Raw genomic sequence first — 23,797 nt, 5'->3', positions numbered from 1 at the left:
CATGACCAAAGTGGGCTTACGCATTGATGTCGATACCTTTCGTGGCACCCGTGAAGGCGTGCCGCGTCTTCTGGAAATCTTGAGTAAGCATAATATTCAGGCCAGCATTTTTTTCAGCGTCGGCCCGGACAATATGGGTCGCCATCTCTGGCGACTAGTGAAACCACAGTTTTTGTGGAAGATGCTGCGCTCAAACGCGGCATCGCTTTATGGCTGGGATATTTTACTGGCCGGTACGGCATGGCCAGGTAAAGAGATTGGTTATGCCAACGCCGATATCATTCGCGAAGCGGCTAAATACCACGAAGTCGGCCTGCACGCCTGGGATCACCATGCCTGGCAAGCCCAGAGCGGTAACTGGGATCGCCAAACGATGGTCGACGATATTGCACGTGGTCTTCGCACCCTTGAAGAGATTATCGGCCAACCGGTAACCTGTTCTGCCGCTGCGGGCTGGCGTGCCGACCAGCAGGTGATCGAAGCAAAAGAAGCGTTCCATTTGCGCTACAACAGCGATTGTCGTGGGGCGATGCCGTTTCGTCCATTGCTCGAATCAGGAAAACCCGGTACTACGCAAATTCCGGTGACCTTACCCACCTGGGATGAAGTGATTGGTCGGGATGTGAAAGCGGAAGATTTTAACGGTTGGTTACTCAACCGCATCCTGCGAGATAAAGGCACGCCGGTTTATACCATTCATGCCGAAGTTGAAGGCTGCGCTTATCAGCATTATTTTGTGGATCTCCTGAAACGCGCAGCTCAGGAAGGCGTGACATTTTGCCCTTTAAGCGAACTGTTATCAGAAACGTTGCCGCTCGGACAAGTTGTTCGCGGAAGTATTGCCGGACGTGAAGGCTGGCTGGGTTGCCAACAAGCTGCGGGAATGCTTCCATGAAATCCATTCGCTATTACGCAGCATTCTTTGCGTTTATCACCGCCTATTATCTCTTGCCGATTAATTATCGTCTGCTCTGGCAACCAGATGAAACGCGTTATGCGGAAATCAGTCGGGAAATGCTGGCATCCGGAGACTGGATTGTGCCCCATCTGTTAGGGCTACGTTATTTTGAAAAACCCATTGCCGGATACTGGATTAACAGCATTGGGCAATGGCTATTTGGTGCGAATAACGTTGGTGTGCGGGCAGGCGTTATCTTTGCGACCCTGTTAACCGCCGCGCTGGTGGCCTGGTTTACACTGCGCTTATGGCGCGATAAACGTCTGGCACTACTCGCCGCAGTGATTTATCTCTCATTGTTTATTGTCTATGCCATCGGCACTTATGCCGTGCTCGATCCGTTTATTGCATTCTGGCTGGTGGCGGGAATGTGCAGCTTCTGGCTGGCAATGCAGGCACAGACGTGGAAAGGCAAAAGCGTGGGATTTTTACTGCTGGGGATCACCTGCGGCATGGGGGTGATGACTAAAGGTTTTCTCGCCCTTGCCGTGCCGGTATTAAGCGTGCTGCCATGGGTAGCGACGCAAAAACGCTGGAAAGATCTCTTTATTTACGGCTGGCTGGCGGTTATCAGTTGCGTACTGACGGTTCTCCCCTGGGGACTGGCGATAGCGCAGCGGGAGTCTGACTTCTGGCATTATTTTTTCTGGGTTGAGCATATTCAACGCTTTGCGATGGATGATGCCCAGCATAAAGCCCCGTTCTGGTACTACTTGCCGGTCATTATTGCCGGTAGCCTGCCGTGGCTGGGGTTACTCCCCGGTGCACTGTACACAGGCTGGAAAAACCGCAAGCATTCCGCAACCGTCTATTTGTTGAGCTGGACGGTGATGCCGCTGCTGTTTTTCTCCGTCGCGAAAGGCAAATTACCTACCTATATTCTTTCCTGCTTTGCACCTCTGGCAATGCTGATGGCGCATTACGCTTTGCTGGCAGCAAAAAATAATCCTCTGGCGTTGCGGATGAATGGCTGGATTAACATCGCTTTTGGTGTCACTGGCATTATTGCCACGTTTGTAGTCTCCCCCTGGGGAGCAATGAACACTCCAGTGTGGCAAACCTTCGAGAGCTATAAAGTCTTCTGTGCATGGTCGATTTTTTCGCTATGGGCATTTTTCGGCTGGTATACCTTAACAAACGTGGATAAAACCTGGCCTTATGCCGCGCTTTGCCCGCTGGGGATGGCGTTGCTGGTAGGATTTTCAATTCCTGACAGAGTTATGGAAGGAAAACATCCGCAATTTTTTGTCGAGATGACACAAGAATCACTGCAGCCAAGCCGCTATATTCTTACCGACAGCGTCGGCGTTGCCGCTGGTCTGGCATGGAGCCTGCAACGCGATGACATCATCATGTATCGCCAGACGGGTGAATTGAAATACGGCCTTAATTATCCGGATGCGCAAGGGAGATTTGTCAGCGGTGATGAGTTCGCAAACTGGCTTAATCAACATCGTCAGGAGGGGATGATTACACTCGTGCTTTCGGTTGACCGCGATGAAGACATCAACAGTCTCGCCATTCCGCCCGCTGATGCCATCGATCATCAGGGACGTCTGGTGCTCATTCAGTACCGCCCAAAATGATCTGGATGATTTTAGTCTTTGCCAGCCTGCTTAGTGTAGCCGGGCAGTTGTGTCAGAAACAGGCAACCGGCTTTGTGGCAATAAAAAAGCGGCGCAAACATATCGTACTGTGGCTGGGACTGGCGCTGGCTTGTCTTGGCCTTGCGATGGTGCTCTGGCTACTGGTCTTGCAGAGCGTTCCGGTAGGCATTGCCTACCCGATGTTGAGTCTGAATTTTGTCTGGGTGACGCTGGCGGCAGTAAAACTGTGGCGCGAGCCGGTATCGCTGCGTCACTGGTGCGGGGTAGCATTCATTATTGGCGGCATTGTGATCCTGGGGAGTACGGTGTAATGGGGCTGATGTGGGGATTATTCAGCGTCATGATTGCTTCTGCAGCACAATTAAGTCTGGGTTATGCGGCAAGTCATCTGCCATCGATGACGCGGTGGCGGGATTTTATCGCGGCGTTTTTTGCTTTTGATACCGGTGCTCAGATTCTGCTGGTCGGATTGCTTGGTTATCTGATCTCCGTTTTTTGCTGGTATAAAGCGTTACATCAACTGGCACTCAGCAAAGCCTATGCCTTACTGAGTATGAGTTATGTACTGGTATGGATTGCTTCAATGGTGCTTCCTGGTTGGGAAGGGACTTTTTCACTGAAAGCGCTGCTGGGCGTAACCTGTATTGCGAGCGGATTAATGCTGATTTTCCTTCCCACGACAAAACAACGTTACTGAATTTTCCCAGCCGATTTACACTGCCGTTCCCACTCATCGGGGCTGTAACTGCTTGCCGAGAGGACTTTCACCGTGTGCAACTTTTCACGATTAATACAGTAAAGCGCATTCTGCAAAGGCGAGAGTAAATCCCCCACTTTCACGGCGAAGTCACTCTTCACTTCAGCGATCATTTTTATCGCGCCGCCAGCATCGCAGAGCATAATTACATGTCTCTTATCTTGTTTATCGCAACACGATTTTTTGACCAGCCATTCCATTGCATTATCCTGTTAACTAAGAGTTTTCACATTAAGTTACAGATTAACAGATAAACTCTTTATCAACGGCAATGGAATGGCAAAAATGAGAAGTGAAACGGATGTTCCATTACTGCTGGCGTTGAACCCACTCTTTCAACGCCTGGCGTGAAATTTTAATGCCGCCGTTTTTCAGTTCTGATGGCAACGTCAGCCAACGCACCGGTTGCTGAAAACGGGCCAGCTTATCTTTCACCCATTCGCTAAGATCCACGCTGTCCTGGTCATACTCCACCACAGCTACCGGGCGATGACCAAACTCCTTGTCTGCAACGGGGACGATAAACACCTGCAAAACCGCAGGATGCGCAGCAATAACCCGCTCCACCTCTTCCGGCTGAATACCTTCGCCACCGCTAAAGAACAGATTATCCAAGCGCCCGACAATGGTCAGTTTACCGTTATGCATCTCGCCGCGATCGCGCGTAGCGTACCAGCCTTCATCATTGAGCAGCGACACCAGTTGCCCGTTACGCCAGTAACCTTCTGCCATACTGGCAGCGCGCAACCATACCTCATCGTTAACAACTTTCACTTCCCGACCGGGCAGCGGCGAACCGACGTCTGCCAGACCGTCGGCTTCTTTCGCACACACCGTGGAGGCAAACTCGGTCAGACCATAGCCGCAAAAGCAACGAATACCCTGCTCGCGTGCCTGTTCCGTCAATTCGACCGGGATTGCCGCGCCGCCAAGCAATACCGCTTTCAGGGAAACTGAACTACGGTTAACCAGCAAACGCCAGAGCTGCGTCGGCACCAGCGAAGCGTGAGTACAGCCTGCCAGCATTTGCTCCAGCGGCTGTTTATCGCGTACCGTCATCCGCGCGCCAGCATACAACCAGCGCCACATAATTCCCTGCCCGGAAACGTGAAATAGCGGTAAAGAGAGCAACCAGTCATCGTGCTCGCCAAACGGAATCAGCGATAACACCCCTTCGGCGCTGGCAAGATGAGCCTGATAAGTATGGACAGCGGCTTTCGGCAACCCGGTAGAACCAGAGGTCAACGTCATTGAGCACAGGCGTGTCGGCTGCCACATAGCTGCATATGCGCCCTCTCCAGCCTGAATTTGCAGCGACGTTAATGCCGGAAAGGTGTTCTCCCCTTCCGGCACCAGCGCAAATTGCAGCGTAAGATTGGGCAGCAACTCCTCAAGCAACGGCTGCGGAAGCTGTGGGTTGACGGGAAGCACCCGCGCACCGCATTGCAACAACGCAAGCCAGGCCAGCAGCGTTTGCGGCGTATTCCACGCCCGCAGCATCACGCCGCTGCCCTCAACCACGCCCTGCGCCGCAAAGCCCGACGCTAATTCATCGACGCGAGCACAAAGCTCGCGCCAGTTGAGTTGCTCGTCATTGAGACGCAAGGCGATGGCATCTCCCCGCACCTGCCGCCAGTGACGCCACGGCCAGTCAGAGAAGATCATAGCAGCCGCTCCAGTGCATCTACTTCCACTAACGGTAGCGGGCTACCCGGCCAGCGACGAACCTGCTGCGCCTGCATCAGATCCAGCGTGTCCAGACCCGGAATGGTGTCTGGCGTTAACCAGGCCGCAATCCGCGCCAGTTGCGTTAAGCCTAAGCTCGACTCGATGGAAGAACTGATCACCGCCGTCAGCCCCAGCGCGTGCGCCGCCTGCACCTGCTCGCGTACTTTCTCCAGGCTGCCCGTGAGCGTAGGTTTGATCACCACCGCGCGCACGCCCTCTTCCGCCACAAAGGCAAAATCCGGCTCGCGCAGGCTTTCATCCCAGGCAATGGCAATGCCAGTTTCACGGGCAAAGGCGCGGGAATCATCGCGTGTTTTGCACGGTTCTTCGAGAAAAGCGATGCGGTCGCGATAATCCGGATTGACGTATTTGGCAAACTGCTGGCTCTTCAGCGGCGTCCAGGCGCGATTCGCGTCAAGACGCAAATGCAGATCCGGAACCGCTTCCAGCAACAGATTCACTACCATGCCATCGCGCACGGCTTCGTACAATCCCACTTTGACCTTCGCCACTTTCTCGCCAGGCATATCGGCAAGTTTGAGGATCAGATCGTCCGGATCACCGTTACACAGCGGTGCCGCACGGTAATTGGCTGCTTGCGGCAACGTATCAGTAAGCTCTGCCAGCGCGCAGCTCACGCCAAAGGCGACGGAAGGCATTTGCGGTAATTCGCAATCGCCTGCCAGCCAGTCATTTACCCAGGCAAGCAGCACGCTTTGCGCCTCTTCCCAAGTTTCCTGACTGAAGCCCGGCAGTGGGGAGATCTCTCCCCACCCTTCGCGCCCGCCATCGCGCAGGCAAACGTACAGCCCGTCGCGGGTTTTTAACCGCCTATCGCGCAGAACCACCCCCGCGTCCATGGGGATCTGCCAGCGGTATACCTGCGCGCTACGCATTACGGATTCCGTTTAAATTTGCTGAAATCAGGCTGACGTTTCTGGTTGAAGGCGTTGCGACCTTCCTGACCTTCTTCCGTCATATAGAACAGCATGGTGGCGTTCCCCGCCAGCTCTTGCAGCCCTGCCTGACCGTCGCAGTCGGCGTTCAGCGCAGCTTTCAGGCAGCGCAGCGCCATCGGGCTGTTTTGCAGCATTTCGCGGCACCAGCGGACGGTTTCTTTTTCCAGATCCGCCAGTGGCACAACGGTGTTCACAAGGCCCATGTCCAGCGCCTGTTTTGCGTCGTACTGACGGCACAGGAACCAGATTTCACGCGCTTTTTTCTGCCCGACAATACGCGCCATATAGGAAGCGCCCCAGCCGCCGTCGAAGGAACCGACTTTCGGCCCAGTCTGACCGAAGATGGCGTTTTCTGCCGCAATGGTCAGATCGCACATCATGTGCAGAACGTGACCGCCGCCGATGGAGTAGCCAGCCACCATCGCGACAACCGGTTTTGGACAGGTACGGATCTGGCGCTGGAAGTCCAGCACGTTCAGGTGATGTACGCCGGAGTCATCTTTATAACCACCGTAGTCACCACGGACTTTTTGATCGCCGCCAGAGCAGAACGCTTTATCGCCTGCGCCAGTCAGAATGATCACGCCGATGTTATCGTCATAACGCGCATCCGCCAGCGCCTGGATCATCTCTTTTACCGTCAGAGGACGGAAGGCATTGCGCACCTGCGGACGATTAATGGTGATTTTTGCGATACCATCGGTGGATTTTTCATAACGAATGTCCTCGAAACCTTCGGAGCAGTCGTGCCATTCAACCGGTGCGTAAAGCATTGCTTCATCAGGATAAATCATATTGTGTCCTTTAGTCAGAAACGCAAGATCTGCGCCAGACTTGCGATTACGCCAGCGGGATTTTCCCGGTGCGCGTTATGTCCGGCGCGAGGAATGACATGGCAGTCAGCAGCCAGTTCCGCCGCCAGAGCGCGGAATTTGCTGTCACGTTCACCACATAAATAATAAAACGCAAATGTGCGGGCGCTAAGGTTAGCACGTAAATCAGGCTGGACGGACAATGAGGTTGCTTCCAGCATGGCGGCAAGGGTTGCGCCATTATTGTTGCTACGCAGCGTCACCAGTTCCCGGCGCTGCTCGTCGTTAAGCGAGGCAAAAACTGGTTGTTGATACCAGTCGGCAAATACTGCCGTTAATGGTTCTGTGCGAAAACGCTGCGCCCAACGGTGATCGGAACGCTGACGTTCCGTGCGTTGTTCAGCATTTTGCAGCCCCGGATGACCGCCTTCCACAACAACCCCACTCAGCCCCGGCATCCCCTGACAAGCCGCCATCATCGCCACGCGTCCACCGAGCGAGTACCCCACCAGCCAGCAGTTAAGTATGTTGTAACTAACAAGGGTTTTACGCAGTAAATCGGTGACATCATCAAAACCATCGACGCTAATTTCCGCCGAACCGCCGTGACCTGGGAGATCAACATACAACCGCGAGTAGTCGGCAAACGCTTCGCCGACTTCCTGCCATTCGTGGCAATCACCGGAAAAACCGTGCAGAAAAACCAGCCAGGGTAAACCTGGCTTGCCGTGTTTTTCCTTCGCGTGCAGGATCATAAATGGCTTACCTGCGCCAGCAATTGCTGGAGGGTTTGTGCGCCATCGGTGTCGTTAACCACCATCTCAATCACGGTGGTGGTCGGGGTGCGCCAGGCGTCGGCAAGCGTCGCTTCAAGTTCCTGCCAGTTTTGCGGGCGATGATATTTCAGCTCAAACATCGCGGCAGCATGATCAAAATGGACGTTTTGCGGCATCAGATAGAAACGCTCGCGCTCGCTTGTCGGCGTTGGTAGCAGCGAGAAAATTTGCCCGCCGTTGTTGTTTACCACAATTAATACCAGCGGCGCGGAAACCTGACGCAGTAACGCCAGTGCGTTCAGGTCGTAAAGTGCGGAAAGATCGCCAACAATCGCCAGCGTGGGTTTACCGCTCGCCCGCTGAACACCTGCGGCGGTAGAGAGCAGTCCGTCAATACCGCTGGCTCCACGATTGCTGTAAACCGGATAACCTGCCGGAAGTTGCGAGAGCGCATCAATCAGACGCACCACCAGGCTGTTACCGACAAACAGTTGCCCCTGTTCCGGCAGATAGTCGCTGATGCGGTGCGCCAGTTGCGCTTCACCAAATGCGTCTCGGCGCGCCACAGCCGCCTGCATTGCCTGTTCAGCCAGACGCGGGATTTCAACGCACCAGGGCTGGCGTTTTTCTGCCGGATGCAGTTCCAGCCAGTCGGCGATATTAGCAATCAGCCGACGTCCACGATGGTGCGCCGGGTCGAGTCGCCCTTCGATATTATCAACAATCCAGTACTCTTCCGGCTCACAACTTGCCTGCCATTGCAGTAACCGTTTGCCGGTCAGGCTGCTCCCCAGTTGCACCACAATCTGCGCCTGCTGTAACTCGCTGATCGCTTTGGCATTGCCTAACCAGAGATCGGCACACGGCAGCGGCTGCCCGGTTTGCGACAGCACGTCGCCAATCAGCGGCCAGCCAAGAGTTTGCGCCCACAGGGCGACTTTTTTGCCCTCTTCCGCACTCATGCGACCCGCAACGACCACGCCGCGCTTTTGCCGCCAGAAGAACCAGTCGCGCTGTTTTTCACTTTCCAGACGAGGCGCTTCACGCAGCCACGGTTTATCGTCCTGCCACCAGTCGCCCAGACGTTGTTGCCAGCTAAGCCCGGTGTCGTCCATCTCGCCATACAACGGTTCAGCAAACGGGCAGTTGATATGGACTCCGCCAGTATGCAAAGTACCGAGAGCATGGTCGATGGTAGATACCAGCCAGCGAGCGGGAATATCCTGGGTCGGACGCGGTAGTGAAATGCTATGCATGGGGTGAGAGGCGAACATTCCCGGCTGGCGAATCGCCTGATTCGCGCCGCAGTCAATCAGTTCCGGCGGGCGATCGGCGGTTAAGAGGATCAGTTTCTCTCCGGTTAACCCCGCTTCAATCAGTGCCGGGTAGAGATTTGCCACCGCCGTGCCGGAAGTTACTATCACCGCCACCGGCTGTTTGCTGACCTTCGCCAGCCCCAGTGCCAGATGCCCCAGCCCACGCTCATCAAAATGGGTGTGGTGGATGAATGCAGAATTTTCCGCCGCCGCTAACGTTAACGGCGTAGAACGAGAGCCAGGGGCAATGCAGACGTGTCTGACGCCATGACGCGTTAATGCTTCCAGAATGACCGCCGCCCAGCGTCGGTTAAATGCGCTTACTGACATGAGTTTGTCCGGTATCAATATTGCGGCTAAGTATAAGGAGCTACAAAAATAGATTATTGATATGAATCGGTAATGATGCGACTCATTACTATTCCATTTGTAATAATGTTCGCAACCCTGCCGCTTTGTTGTCGATTTCCTGCCACTCCTGCTCGGGGTCTGAGCCTCGGACAATGCCTGCTCCGGCATATAATCGCACCACATTGTCACTGATTTTCGCCGAGCGCAGGGAAACGCAGAATTCGCTTTGTTGTAATGAGAGATAACCCGCAGAACCGGCATACCATTCACGGGTGAACGGTTCGTGCCGGGCGATGAACTGCCGCGCCAGATCGCGCGGTAAGCCAGCAACGGCTGCCGTTGGCTGTAACTGATGTAAACAGATCACATCATCCGCTTTGTTGAGTGAAGTCCAGATACAGCGGCGCAGATGCTGCACTTTACGCAGGCGCAGTACCTGCGGCGGTAACACATCCAGCGTCTGGGTATCGGCCTGCAATCGTTGGCAGATATCTTCCACCACCAGCATGTTCTCGCGCTGGTTTTTATCATCCGCCATCAGCCACTCACCCAACTGCTGCGCCTGCTTATCATCAGAATGATTTGCTACCGTTCCCGCCAGGGCTTCGGTACGCAGAGCTTTGTCTCGCCGCCGCCATAACCGCTCAGGCGTTGAGCCAAGAAAAGCATTTTCGCCATCAAAGGCCATGTAAAAATGGTAGCAGTTCAGATTGAGCCGCCGGCTGGCAGCCATCATCGCCGCTGCATTGACCGGACTTGCGAAATGCAGGTCAGTCGCCCGGGCAAGAACCACTTTGTCGAGTTCACCTTCGGCGATGGTTTTCGTTGCCAGTTCGATTAATCGCGTCCAGCCAGTTTTGTCCGGCCAGTGTTGTTCTTTCGTGGTGGTTAAACGTAACGCGGGCAAAGGTTTAATATTCGCCAGTGTGGCGATAAATTCTTTTGCCTTAACTGCATCGTGCTGAAGGGAATTTTCACTGAATAGCGTCAGCCGTAGCGTGGCTTTACCGCCACAGCGTCGCCATTCCAGACGTGGTAAAAGTAGATTACCCTGCGACGGGTCAAACGCATTCAATCCCCAGATGCGTAAGTCGGTGTGTTCCGGATACTGACGAAGAAAACGTTGCGCCTGCCCCAACGACGTAAAGCGGATGATTGCGCCCAGCACGGCAGCTTCTTCATCGCCATTACGTTGTTGCCAGTAAAATTGCGGATACGTTTGCTGACTGGCCAGCCAGCTTAAGGCATCAAAAGCGTCATTGAGAGGGAAAGGAATGTCGAAAACCCGAATGCCGGGTGTCGCCGGAATCTCTTGCGACAAATGGCGCAGTAGATTTCCCAGCGCCGTAGTAAGTGATTGCACGCGAACCTCTCCCTGTTAAAAGCCTCACATTATACGGGGTACTACAGAAAAAATGCAGTACCCCAGTGTAGGGAGGTTTTAACGGCGTGCCAGCAATAGTCCTAACACCAGTCCAACAGCCGCGCCAACGCCAATTCCCTGCCAGGGTTTTTCGTGGACGTAGTCATCGGCGCGATAAACTGCCTGCTTCGCCCGATAGTAATAACTGTCAGAAGCCTGGCTTACCCTTTTTTTCACATCATCCAGCGCCTTTTCTGCACGCGCCTTTAGTTCAACATATTTTTGATCGGCGGGATCGCCAGAGGAACGTAGTACCTCGTCAAGTGTTTCACTCAGCAACGTCAGGTCGTCATCGATACGTGTATCACCAAACTGATTAGACATTCTCGTTCTCCATTTGCGTAAAACCTGCCACTAACTATAGACAACGGTTATCGATTACGCCTGAATAACCTCGCGCGCCATCCCGATATGCGGAATACCATCTTCCTCATAAATATCGGTCACAGGGATGAAACCAAATTGCCCATAAAAGTTTTGTAAATGCGCCTGCGCCCCCAGATAAATCGGCTTCTCCGGCCAGTGGCGAGTACACGATTCCAGCGCCTTACTCATCAATTGCTGACCAATTTTTTCGCCGCGTAAGGCTTCGCTGACAATCACCCGACCAATCACAACGGGTTGCAGTTCGTCGTCACTTTTCAGAATCCTCGCATACGCCACCAGTGTCCCGTTATGCCAACCGAGAATGTGGCGATTTTCTCCCACCAGATCGTCGCCATCGATATCCTGGTAAGGACAGTTTTGTTCCACTACAAATACCGCACAACGCAGTTGTAATAAGGCATAAAGCTGAGAAACGGATAAATCAGAATGATGCAGATCTTGCCAGTCGATCATGGAAGGCTCCTTTGTGCTGTTTGCTTTATACTAGCCGGAATATTTTCAGCAGCGTGATGAACTCATGGAATTAATTTTTTTAGGCACTTCGGCAGGTGTTCCGACCCGGACACGTAATGTCACGGCAATATTGCTTAATCTGCAACATCCGACGCAAGCCGGGCTTTGGTTATTTGATTGTGGTGAAGGTACACAACACCAGATGTTGCACACGGCATTTAACCCAGGAAAACTGGACAGGATTTTTATAAGCCATCTTCATGGCGATCATCTTTTCGGCTTGCCAGGATTGCTATGCAGTCGTTCCATGTCAGGCATTGTGCAACCATTAACAATTTATGGTCCGAAAGGTATCCGTGAATTTGTTGAGACAGCGTTACGCATTAGCGGCTCGTGGACCGATTATCCGCTGGAAATTGTTGAAATTACGGCTGGAGAAATAGCTGATGATGGACTGCGCAAGGTAACGGCATATCCAATGGAGCATCCACTGGAGTGTTACGGCTATCGTATTGAAGAACATGATAAACCAGGCGCGCTGAATGCCCAGGCGTTAAAAGATGCCGGCGTACAACCAGGTCCGCTGTTCCAGGATTTGAAAAAAGGCAAAACAGTCACGCTGGAAGACGGTCGGCAGATTAACGGCGCTGATTACTTATCCGCGCCTACACCGGGTAAATCAATCGCCATTTTCGGTGATACCGGCCCTTGCGATGCCGCAATAGATCTTGCTAAAGGTGTCGACATAATGGTTCACGAAACAACGCTGGATATGGAGATGGAAGCCAAAGCCAACAGCCGTGGGCACAGTTCAAGCCGTCAGGCGGCGACTCTGGCTCGTGAGGCGGGTGTCGGCAAATTGATCATTACTCACGTCAGCTCACGCTATGATGATAAAGGCTGTCAGCATTTATTACGCGAATGCCGGGCAATTTTCCCGGCAACAGAACTGGCGAGCGATTTCGCGGTGTTTCACGTATAATCTTTAATTAATTGATAACAGGGCAAAATCGCCCTGTTTCATCAGCCAATGACTCAGGCTACTTTTATATAAATCTATCAAGCCAACAATATATTTGAGCATGATATTTATCATTAATAGTGATAAATAACAGACTCGCCCATGTCCTGGTTTTATTCCCGGTATCGATTTCTCTGGCCATCTTAATTACTGGCAGCAAGATATCCCCGCCGTCATGATTACAGACACCGCTTTTTATCGTAATAAACAATATCACCTGCCCGTGATACCGCAGACAGACTGAACTATCAGAAAATGGCGCAGGTGGTGGATAGTGTTATAACCTTGTTGTACAACAGTAAATAATAAAATTTTCTCGAGGCGGCTCCAGAAAAAGCAGCTTGTATATTTTATTTCCCCCCGTCTGTTTTAAGATGCGCAAAAGGAAATCTGACGGGAGAAATAAGATGGGAATGATTGCGTATTTTGCGGAAATTAACTCAGAAAAGGCCAACAAATTGATTGAGTCTAATGAGAAATCTTTAATGGACGATATTCATGAAACGATTTCAGGCTCAAGGCGACTGGATATTGATAAACGCTGGGACTTTTTACATTTTGGCCTGACGGGCACCTCTGCTTTTGATCCAGCGAAGAATGATCCGCTGAGTCGTGCGGTGCTCGGTGAACATAGTCTCGAAGATGGCATCGATGGTTTCCTGGGATTGACCTGGAATCAGGAGTTAGCCGCCACTATTGACCGGCTGGAGGCACTCGACCGAAATGAACTGCGTAAACAGTTTTCCATTAAGCGACTCAATGAAATGGATATTTATCCGGGAGTGACCTTTTCAGAGGAGTTAGAGGGGCAACTCTTTGCTTCGATCATGCTTGATATGGAAAAACTGATTAGTGCGTATCGACGTATGCTGCGGCAAGGGAATCATGCGCTGACGGTTATTGTTGGGTGATGGTGTCAGGGCACCATAAAAAAACCGCCGAACATGTCGGCGGCTTTCTCAGCTTACTGACTGACGACTCACATCATCGGCATTGCCAAACGCACAATGCTAATCAGCGGTTGCGGCCATACACCCAGCACCAGAACCAGCAGGGCAGAGATCAGCACCACGATACCACCTGCTGTGTACTGCCAGTCTGACGGCGCATCACGGTTTGGCTGTTCTGAACCATGAAGGTACAGGCTCACCGCCACGCGCAGGTAGTAGTAGAGGCCGATTGCCGAACCGACAACCACGGCGCCCACCAGCCACCACAGGTGTGCCTGGACACCGACAGCCAGCACATAGAACTTACCGATAAAGCCCAGCGTCATCGGAATACCTGCCAGCGACAGCATCATCACCGTCATCACTGCCGCGAGTATCGGGCGATGCCAGAACAGACCACGGTAAGAGAACAGGGAATCAGCATCCGGGCCACGGTACGGGCTGGACATCAGGCTGACCACACCGAACGCACCGAGGCTGCTGAACAGATAACCGGCCAGGTAAACCCCTACCGCTTCCATCGACATCTCGCCGGTTTGCAGCGCAATCAGCGCCACCAGCAGATAGCCGAGGTGAGAGATAGACGAGTAACCGAGCAGACGTTTGATGTTGGTCTGGCTCAGCGCCATCAGGTTACCGAAGATGATGGAGGCAAAGGCGATAATCGCCAGCACCACGCGAATCGCTTCGCTGTCACCCACCGGTGCGTAAAGGAACAGACGCATCACCACACCGAAGATAGCGATTTTACTCGCCGTCGCCAGGAAAGTGGAAACCGGCGCAGGCGCGCCCTGGTATACGTCTGGCGTCCACAGGTGGAACGGAACCAGAGAGAGTTTGAAGCCGAGACCGACAATCATCAGGCCAAAACCTGCCAGCAACAGCGGCTCGTTGAGCATACCGTCGCCGAGGTTTTTACCCAGCGCGACAAACGACAGGTCACCAGACTGTGCATACACCAGCGCCATACCGAACAGCAGGAAAGAAGATGCTGCGGCAGAAAGGATGGTGTATTTGATACTGGCTTCCAGCGAACGTTTCTGACGGAAAGCGTAACCGACCAGGCCAAACAGCGGCAAAGAGATCAGTTCGATACCGAGGAACAGAGACGCCAGATGGTTGGCATTCGCCAGCAAGATCCCGCCCAGCGCGGCAATTAACACCAACAGGTAGAACTCGTCCTTGTTGTCGTTATAGCCTTCAAGCCACGGGTAGGCGAAAGTACAGGTGGCGAGGCTCGCCAGCAGGACCAGCCCGGTATAAAGCATGGCGAAACCATCAACGCGCATCAGCGGCGTAACGTCCATAGCGCCAGCCTGGCCGACAAACCAGAGCGAAACCAGCGCCGCGTTAAGCCCAATAACCGAGAGCGTAGCGTTGAGGAAATGATTGCGTCGCCACGCAATGGAGAGCATCACAACCACCACCGTCAAGCCGACGATCAGCAACGGTAGCAGTGCGATCAGGTTTTGTGGAGTTATTGTCATGGCGATTTACGGCCTTGTAGTAGTAACGGAATTAACAAACCACTGCTGGATATTGCCAATCGCGGAGTGCGAGGTATCCAGAATCGGCTGCGGATAGAAGCCCAGCAGTACCAGCAGCACCACCAGCAACAGGATCATAAACAGCTCACGCAGCGACATCCCTGGCAGTTCCTGGCTGGCAATCTGGCTTTTCGCTTTACCGAAGTAAGCGCGATGCAACATCGCCAGCGAATAAACAGATGCAAAGACCAGCCCAAAGGTAGAGATAACGGTAATCACCGGCACAACCTGGAAGCTGCCGAACAGAATCATAAATTCGCCGACGAAGTTACCGGTGCCTGGCATCCCAAGCGTTGCCACCGCAAAGAACAGCGACAGTGCTGGCAGCCATTTCATCTTGCTCCACAGACCGCCCATCATGCGCATGTCGCGGGTATGGATACGTTCATAGAGCTGACCGCAGAGAATAAACAGACCCGCCGCCGACAAGCCGTGCGCAATCATCTGAATTACCGCGCCCTGGTAGGCCAACTGGCTGCCGGTGTAGATAGCAATCAGCACGAAGCCCATGTGGGAAACCGAGGTGTAGGCGATCAGACGTTTGATATCGGTCTGAGCGAAGGCCATCCACGCACCGTAGAAGATGCCGATAACACCCAGCCACATAGCGATTGGCGCGAACTCTGCCGACGCGTTCGGGAACAGCGGCAGGGAGAAACGCAGCAGACCGTAAGCGGCGGTTTTCAGCAAGATCCCCGCGAGGTCAACGGAACCGGCAGTCGGTGCCTGGGAGTGCGCATCCGGCAGCCAGCCGTGCAGTGGAACCACCGGCATTTTCACCGCAAAGGCGATGAAGAAGCCCAGCATCAGCAGATATTCCACACCGCTGGACATTGGCGTATTCAGCAACTCTTCATAGTTGAAGGTCCAGACGCCAGTCGCATTGTAGTGAACAAAAACCAGCGCCAGGATGGCGATCAACATCACCAGACCACTCGCCTGGGTGTAAATGAAGAACTTGGTTGCCGCCGTGATACGCGTTTTACCGTCAGAGGCTTTATGCCCCCACAGTGCGATCAGGAAGTACATCGGCACCAGCATCATTTCCCAGAAGAAGAAGAACAGGAACATGTCGATGGCAAGGAACACGCCGATAACGCCGCCCAGGATCCACATCAGGTTGAGGTGGAAGAAGCCCTGATATTTTTCGATCTCATTCCACGAGCAAAGTACCGCCAGCACGCCGAGCAGACCGGTCAGGACGACCATCAGCAGCGACAGACCATCAATGGCGAGATGGATAGAGATTCCAAAACGCGGGATCCACGGCATGTCGAATTCAGACTGCCACTGTGGAATTCCGGCGGATTGCGTCAGTGAATAACCGCCCTGCAACCACAGTTGCAGCGACAGCGCCAGCGTCAATCCCATGGTGATCAGCGCGATCCAGCGCGGCACCTTGACGCCAAAGCGTTCGGTCTGCCAGCACAGGAAGCCGCCGATAAAGGGGATTAGTATTAACCAGGGTAATAACATAGCTAAGTATGTCCCTTATATTTACTCCTGCTCAGGCTATCTCACTCGCCAGCCCGAATCCCGGCAGTGCTCGCAATCCTCACGTACTTAAGTACGCTCCGGTTGCTGTGCGCTGGCGGTATCCGGTCTGACTTCGCCGATGACGCCTGTACTTCAGGAACAGTTACCTAAAATTTATTCTTAGTTCACAGACCCGGCGCAACGCCGGGTATATTCACTCAGCCAACAACTCAACGCAGTACCATCAACAGTGCCAGCACCACGACCGCACCGATGCTCATGGATGCCACATACCAGCGCAGGTAGCCGTTCTCGCTTAACAGCAGGCCTTTACCTGCAAAGCGGGAAAGGACAGCCGGGATGTTCATCATTGAGTTCAGCGGATCGCGTTTCAGCAACCAGGCAATACCCAGGAACGGCTTGACGAACACTTTGTCGTACAGCCAGTCAAAGCCCCAGGCGTTGTACCACCAGGTTCCCAGCAGGCGACCCGGCGCACTGTTGGCGATGGAGGTCACCAGAGTACGTTTACCCAGCCACAGCCAGGCAGCCAGCAGAATGCCGACGACCGCAACCACGCCAGAGGTAATTTCCAGGGTCAACATACTGCCGTGCGCCAGTTCCGTCGTTTGCGGAAGCACGCCCTGCAGCGGCGGTACAATCAGTGCGCCAACGAAGGTGGAAAGGATCAGCAGCACAATCAGCGGCAGGCTGTGAGTTACCCCTTTCACGGCGTGAGCGTGAATTTGTTCTTTTCCGTGGAAGACGATGAAAATCATCCGGAAGGTGTAGAGCGAGGTCATAAACGCACCGACCAGACCTGCCACCATCAGATTGATATGACCATTCGCCATCGCACCCGCGAGGATCTCATCCTTACTGAAGAAGCCTGCAGTGACCAGCGGCAGTGCCGACAGTGCCGCGCCGCCCACCAGGAAGCAGAGATAAACCAGTGGAATAGATTTACGCAAGCCGCCCATCTTGAAGATGTTCTGTTCGTGATGACAAGCCAGAATGACGGAACCGGATGCCAGGAACAGCAGCGCTTTAAAGAACGCGTGGGTCATCAAGTGGAAAATCGCCGCATCCCATGCCTGTACGCCAAGCGCGAGGAACATGTAACCAATCTGGCTCATGGTGGAGTAAGCGAGAACACGTTTGATGTCAGTTTGTACCAGTGCAGCAAAGCCTGCCAGCAGCAGCGTAACCGCCCCGACAATACCCACCAGATGCAGGATTTCCGGGGTCATCAGGAACAGGCCGTGGGTACGAGCGATCAGGTAGACACCAGCGGTTACCATCGTTGCGGCGTGGATCAGCGCGGAGACTGGCGTCGGGCCAGCCATCGCGTCGGCAAGCCATGTCTGCAACGGCAACTGCGCAGATTTACCGACCGCACCGCCCAGCAGCATCAGCGTCGCCCACATCAGCATGTTATTGCCGTCAGCAAAGTGCGCTGGTGCCAGTTCCACCATTTCGCGGAAGTTCAGGGTGCCCAGTTCGTTGTAAAGAATGAACAGCGCGAAAGCGAGGAACACGTCACCCACACGGGTCACGACGAACGCTTTCATTGCCGCTGCGCCATTCTTCGGATCGGTGTAATAGAAACCGATCAGCAGATAGGAGCACAGACCCACGCCTTCCCAGCCGAGGTACATCAGCAGCAGGTTGTCGGCGAGAACCAGAACCACCATGCTGGCGATGAACAGGTTGGTGTAAGCGAAGAAGCGAGAGTAGCCTTCTTCACCGCGCATATACCAGGAGGCGTACATGTGAATAAGGAAACCCACACCGGTAACCACCGAGAGCATGGTCAGCGACAGGCCGTCCAGTACCAGGTTAAAACCGATGTTAAAGTCGCCTACCGACATCCACGTCCACAGCGGCTGGCTGTAAGCCTGCTCGCCGTTAGCGAAGAAATCGACGCCGATAAAAGCGGTCACCAGCGCCGCCAGGCCCACAGAGCCAACGCCCACGATCGCAGAGACGTTTTCAGACCAGCGTCCACGGGAGAACGCCAGCAGGACGAAGCCAATCAATGGCAAAATAATGGTTAAGGCAAGCATGTTCATCCGCGCATCTCACTTACTGAATCGATGTTCAGGTTCTGGCGACGACGGTGAAGTTGCAGCAGCAGCGCAAGGCCGATACTCGCTTCTGCCGCCGCGAGGCTGATGGCGAGAATGTACATCACCTGACCGTCGGTCTGGCCCCAGTAGCTACCGGCGACCACAAAGGCCAGCGCGGAGGCGTTAATCATGATTTCCAGACCAATCAGCATAAACAGCAGATTGCGACGGATAACCAGACCGGTTAAGCCAAGAACGAATAAGATTGCCGCGAGGATCAGTCCATGTTGTAAGGGGATCATGCGCGCTCCTCCGTTTTTCTTTTCGCGCTGTCGTCTTTACGATTGCTCAGCACTTCACCCGCACGCTCTTCACGACCGACGTGGAAGGCCACAACCAGACCAGCCAGCAGCAACATAGAAGCCAGTTCCACCGCCAGTACGTAAGGCCCGAACAGCGTAATACCCACTGCTTTAGCACTGATTGGCGTACCGTCGATACCCTGATCGTTAACACCGAGAATGGCGTAAACAATCACCACCAGCATGATGGCCGACAAAATTGCCGGACCAATCCACACCTGCGGTTTCAGCCACTGGCGTTCCTGTTCGATTTCCGAACCGCCCAGGTTGAGCATCATCACCACGAACACGAACAGCACCATAATGGCACCCGCGTAGACGATAATTTCCAGCGCACCAGCGAAATAAGCGCCCAGTGAGAAGAACACCCCGGAAATCGCCAGCAGCGAAATAATCAGGTACAGCAGTGCGTGTACCGGATTGGTATGGGTGATCACTCGCAAGGTCGCAAGTATGGCTATCAGGCCACAGATATAAAAAGCGAACTCCATTGCCCCTCTCCTTACGGTAACAGGCTCTTGACGTCGATAGGCTTGGCTTCGTTTTCTGCTTCGCCCTTATCTTTGCCGTCGATTGCCATACCTGCCATCCGGTAGAAGTTATATTCCGGGTATTTGCCCGGACCGGAGATCAGCAGATCCTCTTTCTCGTAAACCAGATCCTGGCGTTTGTATTCCCCCATTTCGAAATCCGGGGTTAACTGGATCGCCGTGGTCGGACAGGCTTCTTCGCACAGACCACAGAAAATGCAGCGTGAGAAGTTGATGCGGAAAAATTCCGGATACCAGCGACCGTCTTTGGTTTCTGCTTTTTGCAGCGAGATACAGCCGACCGGGCAGGCTACCGCGCAGAGGTTACAGGCTACGCAACGCTCTTCGCCGTCCGGGTCGCGGGTCAGAACGATACGACCACGATAACGGGGCGGCAGATAGACCGGCTCTTCCGGGTACATTCGCGTTTCGCGTTTGGCGAACGCGTGCAGGCCGATCATCCAGATACTACGAACCTGGGTGCCGAAACCTACTAACAATTCTTTTAAGGTCATGGTCTTATTGCCCCTTATTGCGCCTGCCAGAGAATGACAGCCGCCGTTACCAGCAAGTTGATCAGCGTCAGCGGCAGGCAGATTTTCCAGCCGAAGGACATTACCTGGTCATAACGCGGACGCGGTAACGACGCACGAATCAAAATGAACATCATCATAAAGAACGCGGTTTTCAGCGCGAACCAGATGAATGGCGGTAACAACGGGCCTTGCCAGCCACCGAAGAACAGCGTCACCATCAGTGCAGAGATGGTCACAATCCCGATGTATTCACCCACGAAGAACAGACCGAATTTCATACCGGAATATTCAATGTGGTAACCATCCGCCAGTTCCTGCTCGGCTTCCGGCTGGTCAAACGGGTGACGGTGACACACCGCCACGCCCGCGATGGCAAAGGTAATAAAACCAAAGAATTGCGGGATGACGTTCCACACATGCGCCTGGCTGTTGACGATGTCGGTCATGTTGAATGAACCGGCCTGCGCCACCACGCCCATCAGGGAAAGCCCAAGGAACACTTCGTAGCTCAGAGTCTGTGCAGAAGCACGCATCGCCCCCAGCAGAGAGTATTTGTTGTTACTTGACCAGCCCGCAAACAGCACCGCGTAAACCGCCAGACCAGCCATCATCAGGAAGAACAAAATCCCGATGTTCAGGTCGGCAACCACCCAACCCGGACTGACTGGCACAATCGCAAAGGCCAGCAGCAGCGAGGTAAAGGCAATCATTGGCGCCAGAGTAAAGATGACGCGATCCGAGAATTTCGGGATCCAGTCTTCTTTAAAGAACATTTTGATCATGTCCGCGACCAGCTGGAGCGAACCGCCCCAGCCAACACGGTTAGGTCCATAACGGTTCTGGAACAGACCCAGCAGGCGACGTTCGCCAAAGCTCATGAATGCCCCGCAGGTGACAACTACCAGCAGGATCACCACCGCTTTGAGGATGGTCAGCAGGATCTCAATCAGTTCCGGTGATAACCAACTCATTGTTGTGCCTCCTTGAGATCCTCAAGATGCGCGCCAGCCAGCACTGGAGCAATGCCGGACATCCCCATCGGCAAGCCCACCTGCCCTGCCGTCAGCCCTTCGGCGATTTCAACCGGCAACGTGACCGTGTTGCCATCGTAACTAAAGGAGACGCGTGTACCCGCGTTCACACCCAACTTCGCGGCATCTGCCGGGTTAAGTTTGATGTACGGCTGCGGCATACGGCTCTGGAAGACCGGAGCACGCTGTGACAGTTCATCGCTGCCAAACAGGTGGTAGTACGGCGCGATACGCCATTTCCCTTCCTGCGGCTGGAAGCGAGCCGGTACGCTGGTGAAGTAATCCAGACTGTTTTCGCTGGTTTCAAACAGACGCACACCCGGATCGCCAAAGCGCAGTTTGCCGCCCACTTCATCCTGGAACTTGTTCCACGCCTGCGGGGAGTTCCAGCCCGGTGCCCAGGCAAACGGCACTTGCGAACGGTGCGCGGTCGGCTGGTTGTTACCTTCCATCGAGAAGGTGAACATGGTGTCAATATCCTGCGGCTGACGCGGCTCATGAACGCTGATGTTGGCGCGCATGGCGGTACGACCGCTGTAACGGTGCGGTTCACGAGCCAGTTTCTGCCCGCGAATGCGGAATGTCGCATCCGGCGCGGCATCTTTGATACCCGCCAGTTCCGGGATTTTCGCCACAACGGCGTCAATCACATGATCGAGCTGCGTCCAGTCCACTTCACGGCTCAGCAGGGTGCTGTGCAGCGAGTGCAGCCAGCGCCAGCTTTCCAACATGACCGTTTTGCTGTCGTAATAGGACGGGTCGTAAACCTGGAAGAAACGTTGAGCGCGACCTTCGTTGTTGATAACCGTACCGTCGCTTTCAGCAAAGCTGGCGGCGGAAAGCACCAGATGGGCGTTTTTCATAATCGCTGTGCGTTGATGGTCAACCACCATCACCAGTGGCGCTTTAGCCAGCGCAGCATTCACGCGGGTTGCGGAAGCGTGACGATGCAGATCGTTTTCCAGCACCACCACCGCGTCGGCGCGTCCGGTTTCCAGTTCGGTTAACGCTTCTTCCAGCGAACCGCCCCCCATAATGCCCAGCCCCATGCTGTTGACGGAACGGGCAATCATGGTGATACCTACGTCAGCGCCGCGACCTTTCAGGGCTTTCGCCACGTTAGCCGCCGCCTGAATCACTTCTGTGCTACCGGCGTTCGTCCCGGAGATAATCAACGGTTTCTTCGCACCAGCCAGTGCCTGCACGATGACGTCGATTTTGCTTTGCAGCTCAGGCTCGATACCGTCAACCGCTGGCGCGGAGTTATCCAGCGCATGGGCGATGGCAAATCCTAAACGCGCCTGATCTTCAACCGGTGCACGGTAAGTCCACGCCGCGATATCATCCAGACGGGTGTCATCAACGTTGGTAACAAACAGCGGATGCTTCGCACGTTGGCCGATGTTGAGGATTGCCGCAATCTGCCAGTCAGCCACTTTCTGTGCTGCCGCCATTTCGCGCGCTTTACCTTTCACCGCCTGACGCACCGCCAGCGCGACGCGTGCGCCGGTCTGGGTAACGTCTTCGCCCAGTACCAGTACCGCATCGTAAGATTCGATTTCGCGCAGTGCCGGCGTATAAATGCCGCCTTCACGCAGCACTTTCAGCGCCAGTTGCAGACGTTCCTGCTCACCGTGAGCAATACCGGTATAGAAGTTTTCTTCGCCCACCAGCTCACGCAGCGCAAAGTTGCTTTCTACGCTGGCTCGCGGAGAACCGATGCCGATCACTTTCTTCGACTGACGCAGAATATCGGCTGCGCCCTGCATTGCCTGTTCGGCGTTAAGGGTGATGAAATCATCGCCACGACGCTGTACTGGCTGACGCGGACGATCTTTCAGGTTGACGTAGCCGTAACCGAAACGACCACGGTCGCAGAGGAAGTAGTGGTTTACCGTACCGTTGTAACGGTTTTCGATACGACGCAGTTCGCCGTAACGTTCGCCGGGGCTGATGTTACAACCGATGGAACATTGCTGGCAGATGCTCGGCGCAAACTGCATATCCCATTTACGGTTGTAACGCTCGGAGTGCGTTTTGTCGGTGAATACGCCGGTCGGGCAAATTTCGACCAGGTTACCGGAAAATTCGCTTTCCAGGGTGCCGTCTTCCGGGCGACCGAAGTAGACGTTGTCGTGCGCACCGTAAACGCCCAGATCTGTACCGTCAGCGTAATCTTTGTAGTAACGCACGCAGCGGTAGCAGGCGATGCAGCGGTTCATTTCGTGAGAGATGAACGGCCCCAGATCCTGATTACGGTGGGTACGTTTGGTGAAACGGTAGCGACGGAAGCTGTGTCCGGTCATCACGGTCATATCCTGAAGATGACAGTTACCGCCTTCTTCACATACCGGACAATCGTGCGGGTGGTTGGTCATTAACCACTCGACCACACTTTCACGGAACTGTTTCGCTTCTTCGTCGTCAATGGAAATAAAGGTGCCATCGGAAGCCGGTGTCATACAGGACATCACCAGGCGACCACGCGTGTCTTCCGCGTTTTGGTACTGCTTCACCGCACACTGGCGGCAAGCACCGACGCTTCCCAGCGCCGGATGCCAGCAAAAGTAAGGAATATCAAGACCCAGAGACAGACAAGCTTCCAGCAGATTGTCCGCTCCGTTGACCTCGTATTCTTTGCCGTCTACATGAATTGTAGCCATTAGCATGCTTCCAGTTTTCTCAGTCAGAGACTGAGCGTTAATCGAAATCATTCCCCTCACCCCGGCCCTCTCCCCTCCGGGGAGA

The 23,797-nt window shown here is 54.1% G+C and carries 23 protein-coding genes and 1 pseudogene; 7 read left to right on the top strand and 17 right to left on the bottom strand.

The genetic code is table 11. The features are described from left to right. Nucleotide 1: 1 nt before the first annotated feature. From arnD to arnF, 4 genes are read left to right on the top strand one after another with little or no spacing between them, the layout of a single operon-like run. The gene (arnD, locus tag FC814_RS05790; RefSeq protein ID WP_137325633.1) at nucleotides 2-895 is read left to right on the top strand and encodes a 4-deoxy-4-formamido-L-arabinose-phosphoundecaprenol deformylase; all 894 of its coding nucleotides are present in this window, start codon (nucleotides 2-4) and stop codon (nucleotides 893-895) included. After that, nucleotides 892-2,544 carry a lipid IV(A) 4-amino-4-deoxy-L-arabinosyltransferase gene (gene arnT, locus FC814_RS05785; protein WP_032225766.1) on the top strand — a complete coding sequence of 551 codons (1,653 nt, stop codon included), beginning with the start codon at nucleotides 892-894 and terminating at the stop codon, nucleotides 2,542-2,544. Before arnD ends, arnT begins: the two co-directional genes overlap by 4 nt. Next, on the top strand, nucleotides 2,541-2,876 hold the full coding sequence (gene arnE, locus FC814_RS05780; protein ID WP_137325632.1) for a 4-amino-4-deoxy-L-arabinose-phosphoundecaprenol flippase subunit ArnE: 336 nt from the start codon (nucleotides 2,541-2,543) through the stop codon (nucleotides 2,874-2,876). Before arnT ends, arnE begins: the two co-directional genes overlap by 4 nt. Then, nucleotides 2,876-3,262 (top strand): 4-amino-4-deoxy-L-arabinose-phosphoundecaprenol flippase subunit ArnF, encoded by a 387-nt coding sequence (gene arnF / locus FC814_RS05775; protein ID WP_000523886.1) that lies wholly within the window; start codon nucleotides 2,876-2,878, stop codon nucleotides 3,260-3,262. The genes arnE and arnF overlap by 1 nt, the downstream gene beginning before the upstream one ends. Here arnF and pmrD read toward each other — a convergent pair. From pmrD to FC814_RS05730, 9 genes are all read right to left on the bottom strand, one after another. Beyond that, the gene (pmrD, locus tag FC814_RS05770) at nucleotides 3,256-3,522 is read right to left on the bottom strand and encodes a signal transduction protein PmrD (RefSeq protein WP_000455127.1); all 267 of its coding nucleotides are present in this window, start codon (nucleotides 3,520-3,522) and stop codon (nucleotides 3,256-3,258) included. The genes arnF and pmrD overlap by 7 nt on opposite strands. Before the next feature lie 109 nt (nucleotides 3,523-3,631). After that, a complete protein-coding gene (gene menE, locus FC814_RS05765; protein WP_000577540.1) occupies nucleotides 3,632-4,987 on the bottom strand; it encodes an o-succinylbenzoate--CoA ligase in 1,356 nt (451 codons plus the stop codon). Next, nucleotides 4,984-5,946 carry an o-succinylbenzoate synthase gene (gene menC, locus FC814_RS05760; RefSeq protein WP_001255575.1) on the bottom strand — a complete coding sequence of 321 codons (963 nt, stop codon included), beginning with the start codon at nucleotides 5,944-5,946 and terminating at the stop codon, nucleotides 4,984-4,986. Before menC ends, menE begins: the two co-directional genes overlap by 4 nt. Beyond that, the gene (gene menB, locus FC814_RS05755; protein ID WP_000640000.1) at nucleotides 5,946-6,803 is read right to left on the bottom strand and encodes a 1,4-dihydroxy-2-naphthoyl-CoA synthase; all 858 of its coding nucleotides are present in this window, start codon (nucleotides 6,801-6,803) and stop codon (nucleotides 5,946-5,948) included. Before menB ends, menC begins: the two co-directional genes overlap by 1 nt. 14 nt (nucleotides 6,804-6,817) lie before the next feature. Then, the gene (gene menH, locus FC814_RS05750) at nucleotides 6,818-7,576 is read right to left on the bottom strand and encodes a 2-succinyl-6-hydroxy-2,4-cyclohexadiene-1-carboxylate synthase (protein ID WP_032225771.1); all 759 of its coding nucleotides are present in this window, start codon (nucleotides 7,574-7,576) and stop codon (nucleotides 6,818-6,820) included. Then, nucleotides 7,573-9,243, bottom strand: coding sequence for a 2-succinyl-5-enolpyruvyl-6-hydroxy-3-cyclohexene-1-carboxylic-acid synthase (gene menD / locus FC814_RS05745; RefSeq protein WP_137325631.1), 1,671 nt, complete (start codon nucleotides 9,241-9,243; stop codon nucleotides 7,573-7,575). The genes menH and menD overlap by 4 nt, the downstream gene beginning before the upstream one ends. An 88-nt stretch (nucleotides 9,244-9,331) precedes the next feature. Next, the gene (menF, locus tag FC814_RS05740; RefSeq protein ID WP_001191450.1) at nucleotides 9,332-10,627 is read right to left on the bottom strand and encodes an isochorismate synthase MenF; all 1,296 of its coding nucleotides are present in this window, start codon (nucleotides 10,625-10,627) and stop codon (nucleotides 9,332-9,334) included. A 78-nt stretch (nucleotides 10,628-10,705) separates the two neighbouring features. Next, complete coding sequence (elaB, locus tag FC814_RS05735) at nucleotides 10,706-11,011, bottom strand: stress response protein ElaB (protein WP_000070617.1); 306 nt, start codon at nucleotides 11,009-11,011, stop codon at nucleotides 10,706-10,708. Between the two features lie 54 nt (nucleotides 11,012-11,065). Then, on the bottom strand, nucleotides 11,066-11,527 hold the full coding sequence (locus FC814_RS05730; protein ID WP_000568146.1) for a GNAT family N-acetyltransferase: 462 nt from the start codon (nucleotides 11,525-11,527) through the stop codon (nucleotides 11,066-11,068). A gap of 64 nt (nucleotides 11,528-11,591) precedes the next feature. Here FC814_RS05730 and rbn point away from each other — a divergent pair, with 64 nt between their 5' ends. The 3 genes and pseudogenes from rbn to FC814_RS05715 all read left to right on the top strand — a co-directional run bounded on the left by rbn (nucleotide 11,592) and on the right by FC814_RS05715 (nucleotide 13,459). After that, the gene (gene rbn / locus FC814_RS05725; RefSeq protein ID WP_137325630.1) at nucleotides 11,592-12,509 is read left to right on the top strand and encodes a ribonuclease BN; all 918 of its coding nucleotides are present in this window, start codon (nucleotides 11,592-11,594) and stop codon (nucleotides 12,507-12,509) included. A 145-nt stretch (nucleotides 12,510-12,654) separates the two neighbouring features. After that, a pseudogene (locus tag FC814_RS05720) lies at nucleotides 12,655-12,854 on the top strand (hypothetical protein); the annotation flags it as partial. A 101-nt stretch (nucleotides 12,855-12,955) separates the two neighbouring features. Then, entirely contained in the window at nucleotides 12,956-13,459 is a 504-nt protein-coding gene (locus FC814_RS05715; protein ID WP_085460970.1) for a YfbM family protein, read from the top strand. A gap of 68 nt (nucleotides 13,460-13,527) precedes the next feature. Here FC814_RS05715 and nuoN read toward each other — a convergent pair whose 3' ends face one another. The 8 genes from nuoN to nuoG all read right to left on the bottom strand — a co-directional run bounded on the left by nuoN (nucleotide 13,528) and on the right by nuoG (nucleotide 23,712). After that, nucleotides 13,528-14,985, bottom strand: a complete 1,458-nt coding sequence (nuoN, locus tag FC814_RS05710) for an NADH-quinone oxidoreductase subunit NuoN (protein WP_000156703.1) — start codon at nucleotides 14,983-14,985, stop codon at nucleotides 13,528-13,530. A gap of 6 nt (nucleotides 14,986-14,991) precedes the next feature. Further along, nucleotides 14,992-16,521: an NADH-quinone oxidoreductase subunit M gene (gene nuoM, locus FC814_RS05705; protein ID WP_000926452.1), complete on the bottom strand. Its 1,530-nt coding sequence runs from the start codon at nucleotides 16,519-16,521 to the stop codon at nucleotides 14,992-14,994. Between the two features lie 230 nt (nucleotides 16,522-16,751). Further along, nucleotides 16,752-18,593, bottom strand: coding sequence for an NADH-quinone oxidoreductase subunit L (gene nuoL / locus FC814_RS05700; RefSeq protein ID WP_001056602.1), 1,842 nt, complete (start codon nucleotides 18,591-18,593; stop codon nucleotides 16,752-16,754). Then, a complete protein-coding gene (gene nuoK, locus FC814_RS05695) occupies nucleotides 18,590-18,892 on the bottom strand; it encodes an NADH-quinone oxidoreductase subunit NuoK (RefSeq protein ID WP_000612644.1) in 303 nt (100 codons plus the stop codon). The genes nuoL and nuoK overlap by 4 nt, the downstream gene beginning before the upstream one ends. Next, nucleotides 18,889-19,443 (bottom strand): NADH-quinone oxidoreductase subunit J, encoded by a 555-nt coding sequence (gene nuoJ / locus FC814_RS05690; RefSeq protein WP_000393513.1) that lies wholly within the window; start codon nucleotides 19,441-19,443, stop codon nucleotides 18,889-18,891. The genes nuoK and nuoJ overlap by 4 nt, the downstream gene beginning before the upstream one ends. An 11-nt stretch (nucleotides 19,444-19,454) precedes the next feature. Beyond that, complete coding sequence (gene nuoI / locus FC814_RS05685; protein ID WP_000172749.1) at nucleotides 19,455-19,997, bottom strand: NADH-quinone oxidoreductase subunit NuoI; 543 nt, start codon at nucleotides 19,995-19,997, stop codon at nucleotides 19,455-19,457. A gap of 14 nt (nucleotides 19,998-20,011) precedes the next feature. Next, nucleotides 20,012-20,989 (bottom strand): NADH-quinone oxidoreductase subunit NuoH, encoded by a 978-nt coding sequence (nuoH, locus tag FC814_RS05680; protein ID WP_000118685.1) that lies wholly within the window; start codon nucleotides 20,987-20,989, stop codon nucleotides 20,012-20,014. Beyond that, nucleotides 20,986-23,712 (bottom strand): NADH-quinone oxidoreductase subunit NuoG, encoded by a 2,727-nt coding sequence (gene nuoG, locus FC814_RS05675; RefSeq protein ID WP_085461033.1) that lies wholly within the window; start codon nucleotides 23,710-23,712, stop codon nucleotides 20,986-20,988. Before nuoG ends, nuoH begins: the two co-directional genes overlap by 4 nt. Nucleotides 23,713-23,797: the final 85 nt, after the last annotated feature.

The organism is Escherichia sp. MR (genome assembly GCF_005280595.1).
Classification (GTDB): domain Bacteria; phylum Pseudomonadota; class Gammaproteobacteria; order Enterobacterales; family Enterobacteriaceae; genus Escherichia; species Escherichia ruysiae.
This window is presented reverse-complemented; position numbering and strand designations above follow the sequence as displayed.

Bases quoted from the DNA above. Each gene is read 5' to 3' on its own strand.
- arnD (WP_137325633.1), top strand. From the start codon at position 2: ATGACCAAAGTGGGCTTACGCATTGATGTCGATACCTTTCGTGGCACC.
- arnT (WP_032225766.1), top strand. From the start codon at position 892: ATGAAATCCATTCGCTATTACGCAGCATTCTTTGCGTTTATCACCGCC.
- arnE (WP_137325632.1), top strand. From the start codon at position 2,541: ATGATCTGGATGATTTTAGTCTTTGCCAGCCTGCTTAGTGTAGCCGGG.
- arnF (WP_000523886.1), top strand. From the start codon at position 2,876: ATGGGGCTGATGTGGGGATTATTCAGCGTCATGATTGCTTCTGCAGCA.
- pmrD (WP_000455127.1), bottom strand. From the start codon at position 3,522: ATGGAATGGCTGGTCAAAAAATCGTGTTGCGATAAACAAGATAAGAGA.
- menE (WP_000577540.1), bottom strand. From the start codon at position 4,987: ATGATCTTCTCTGACTGGCCGTGGCGTCACTGGCGGCAGGTGCGGGGA.
- menC (WP_001255575.1), bottom strand. From the start codon at position 5,946: ATGCGTAGCGCGCAGGTATACCGCTGGCAGATCCCCATGGACGCGGGG.
- menB (WP_000640000.1), bottom strand. From the start codon at position 6,803: ATGATTTATCCTGATGAAGCAATGCTTTACGCACCGGTTGAATGGCAC.
- menH (WP_032225771.1), bottom strand. From the start codon at position 7,576: ATGATCCTGCACGCGAAGGAAAAACACGGCAAGCCAGGTTTACCCTGG.
- menD (WP_137325631.1), bottom strand. From the start codon at position 9,243: ATGTCAGTAAGCGCATTTAACCGACGCTGGGCGGCGGTCATTCTGGAA.
- elaB (WP_000070617.1), bottom strand. From the start codon at position 11,011: ATGTCTAATCAGTTTGGTGATACACGTATCGATGACGACCTGACGTTG.
- FC814_RS05730 (WP_000568146.1), bottom strand. From the start codon at position 11,527: ATGATCGACTGGCAAGATCTGCATCATTCTGATTTATCCGTTTCTCAG.
- rbn (WP_137325630.1), top strand. From the start codon at position 11,592: ATGGAATTAATTTTTTTAGGCACTTCGGCAGGTGTTCCGACCCGGACA.
- FC814_RS05715 (WP_085460970.1), top strand. From the start codon at position 12,956: ATGGGAATGATTGCGTATTTTGCGGAAATTAACTCAGAAAAGGCCAAC.
- nuoN (WP_000156703.1), bottom strand. From the start codon at position 14,985: ATGACAATAACTCCACAAAACCTGATCGCACTGCTACCGTTGCTGATC.
- nuoM (WP_000926452.1), bottom strand. From the start codon at position 16,521: ATGTTATTACCCTGGTTAATACTAATCCCCTTTATCGGCGGCTTCCTG.
- nuoL (WP_001056602.1), bottom strand. From the start codon at position 18,593: ATGAACATGCTTGCCTTAACCATTATTTTGCCATTGATTGGCTTCGTC.
- nuoK (WP_000612644.1), bottom strand. From the start codon at position 18,892: ATGATCCCCTTACAACATGGACTGATCCTCGCGGCAATCTTATTCGTT.
- nuoJ (WP_000393513.1), bottom strand. From the start codon at position 19,443: ATGGAGTTCGCTTTTTATATCTGTGGCCTGATAGCCATACTTGCGACC.
- nuoI (WP_000172749.1), bottom strand. From the start codon at position 19,997: ATGACCTTAAAAGAATTGTTAGTAGGTTTCGGCACCCAGGTTCGTAGT.
- nuoH (WP_000118685.1), bottom strand. From the start codon at position 20,989: ATGAGTTGGTTATCACCGGAACTGATTGAGATCCTGCTGACCATCCTC.
- nuoG (WP_085461033.1), bottom strand. From the start codon at position 23,712: ATGGCTACAATTCATGTAGACGGCAAAGAATACGAGGTCAACGGAGCG.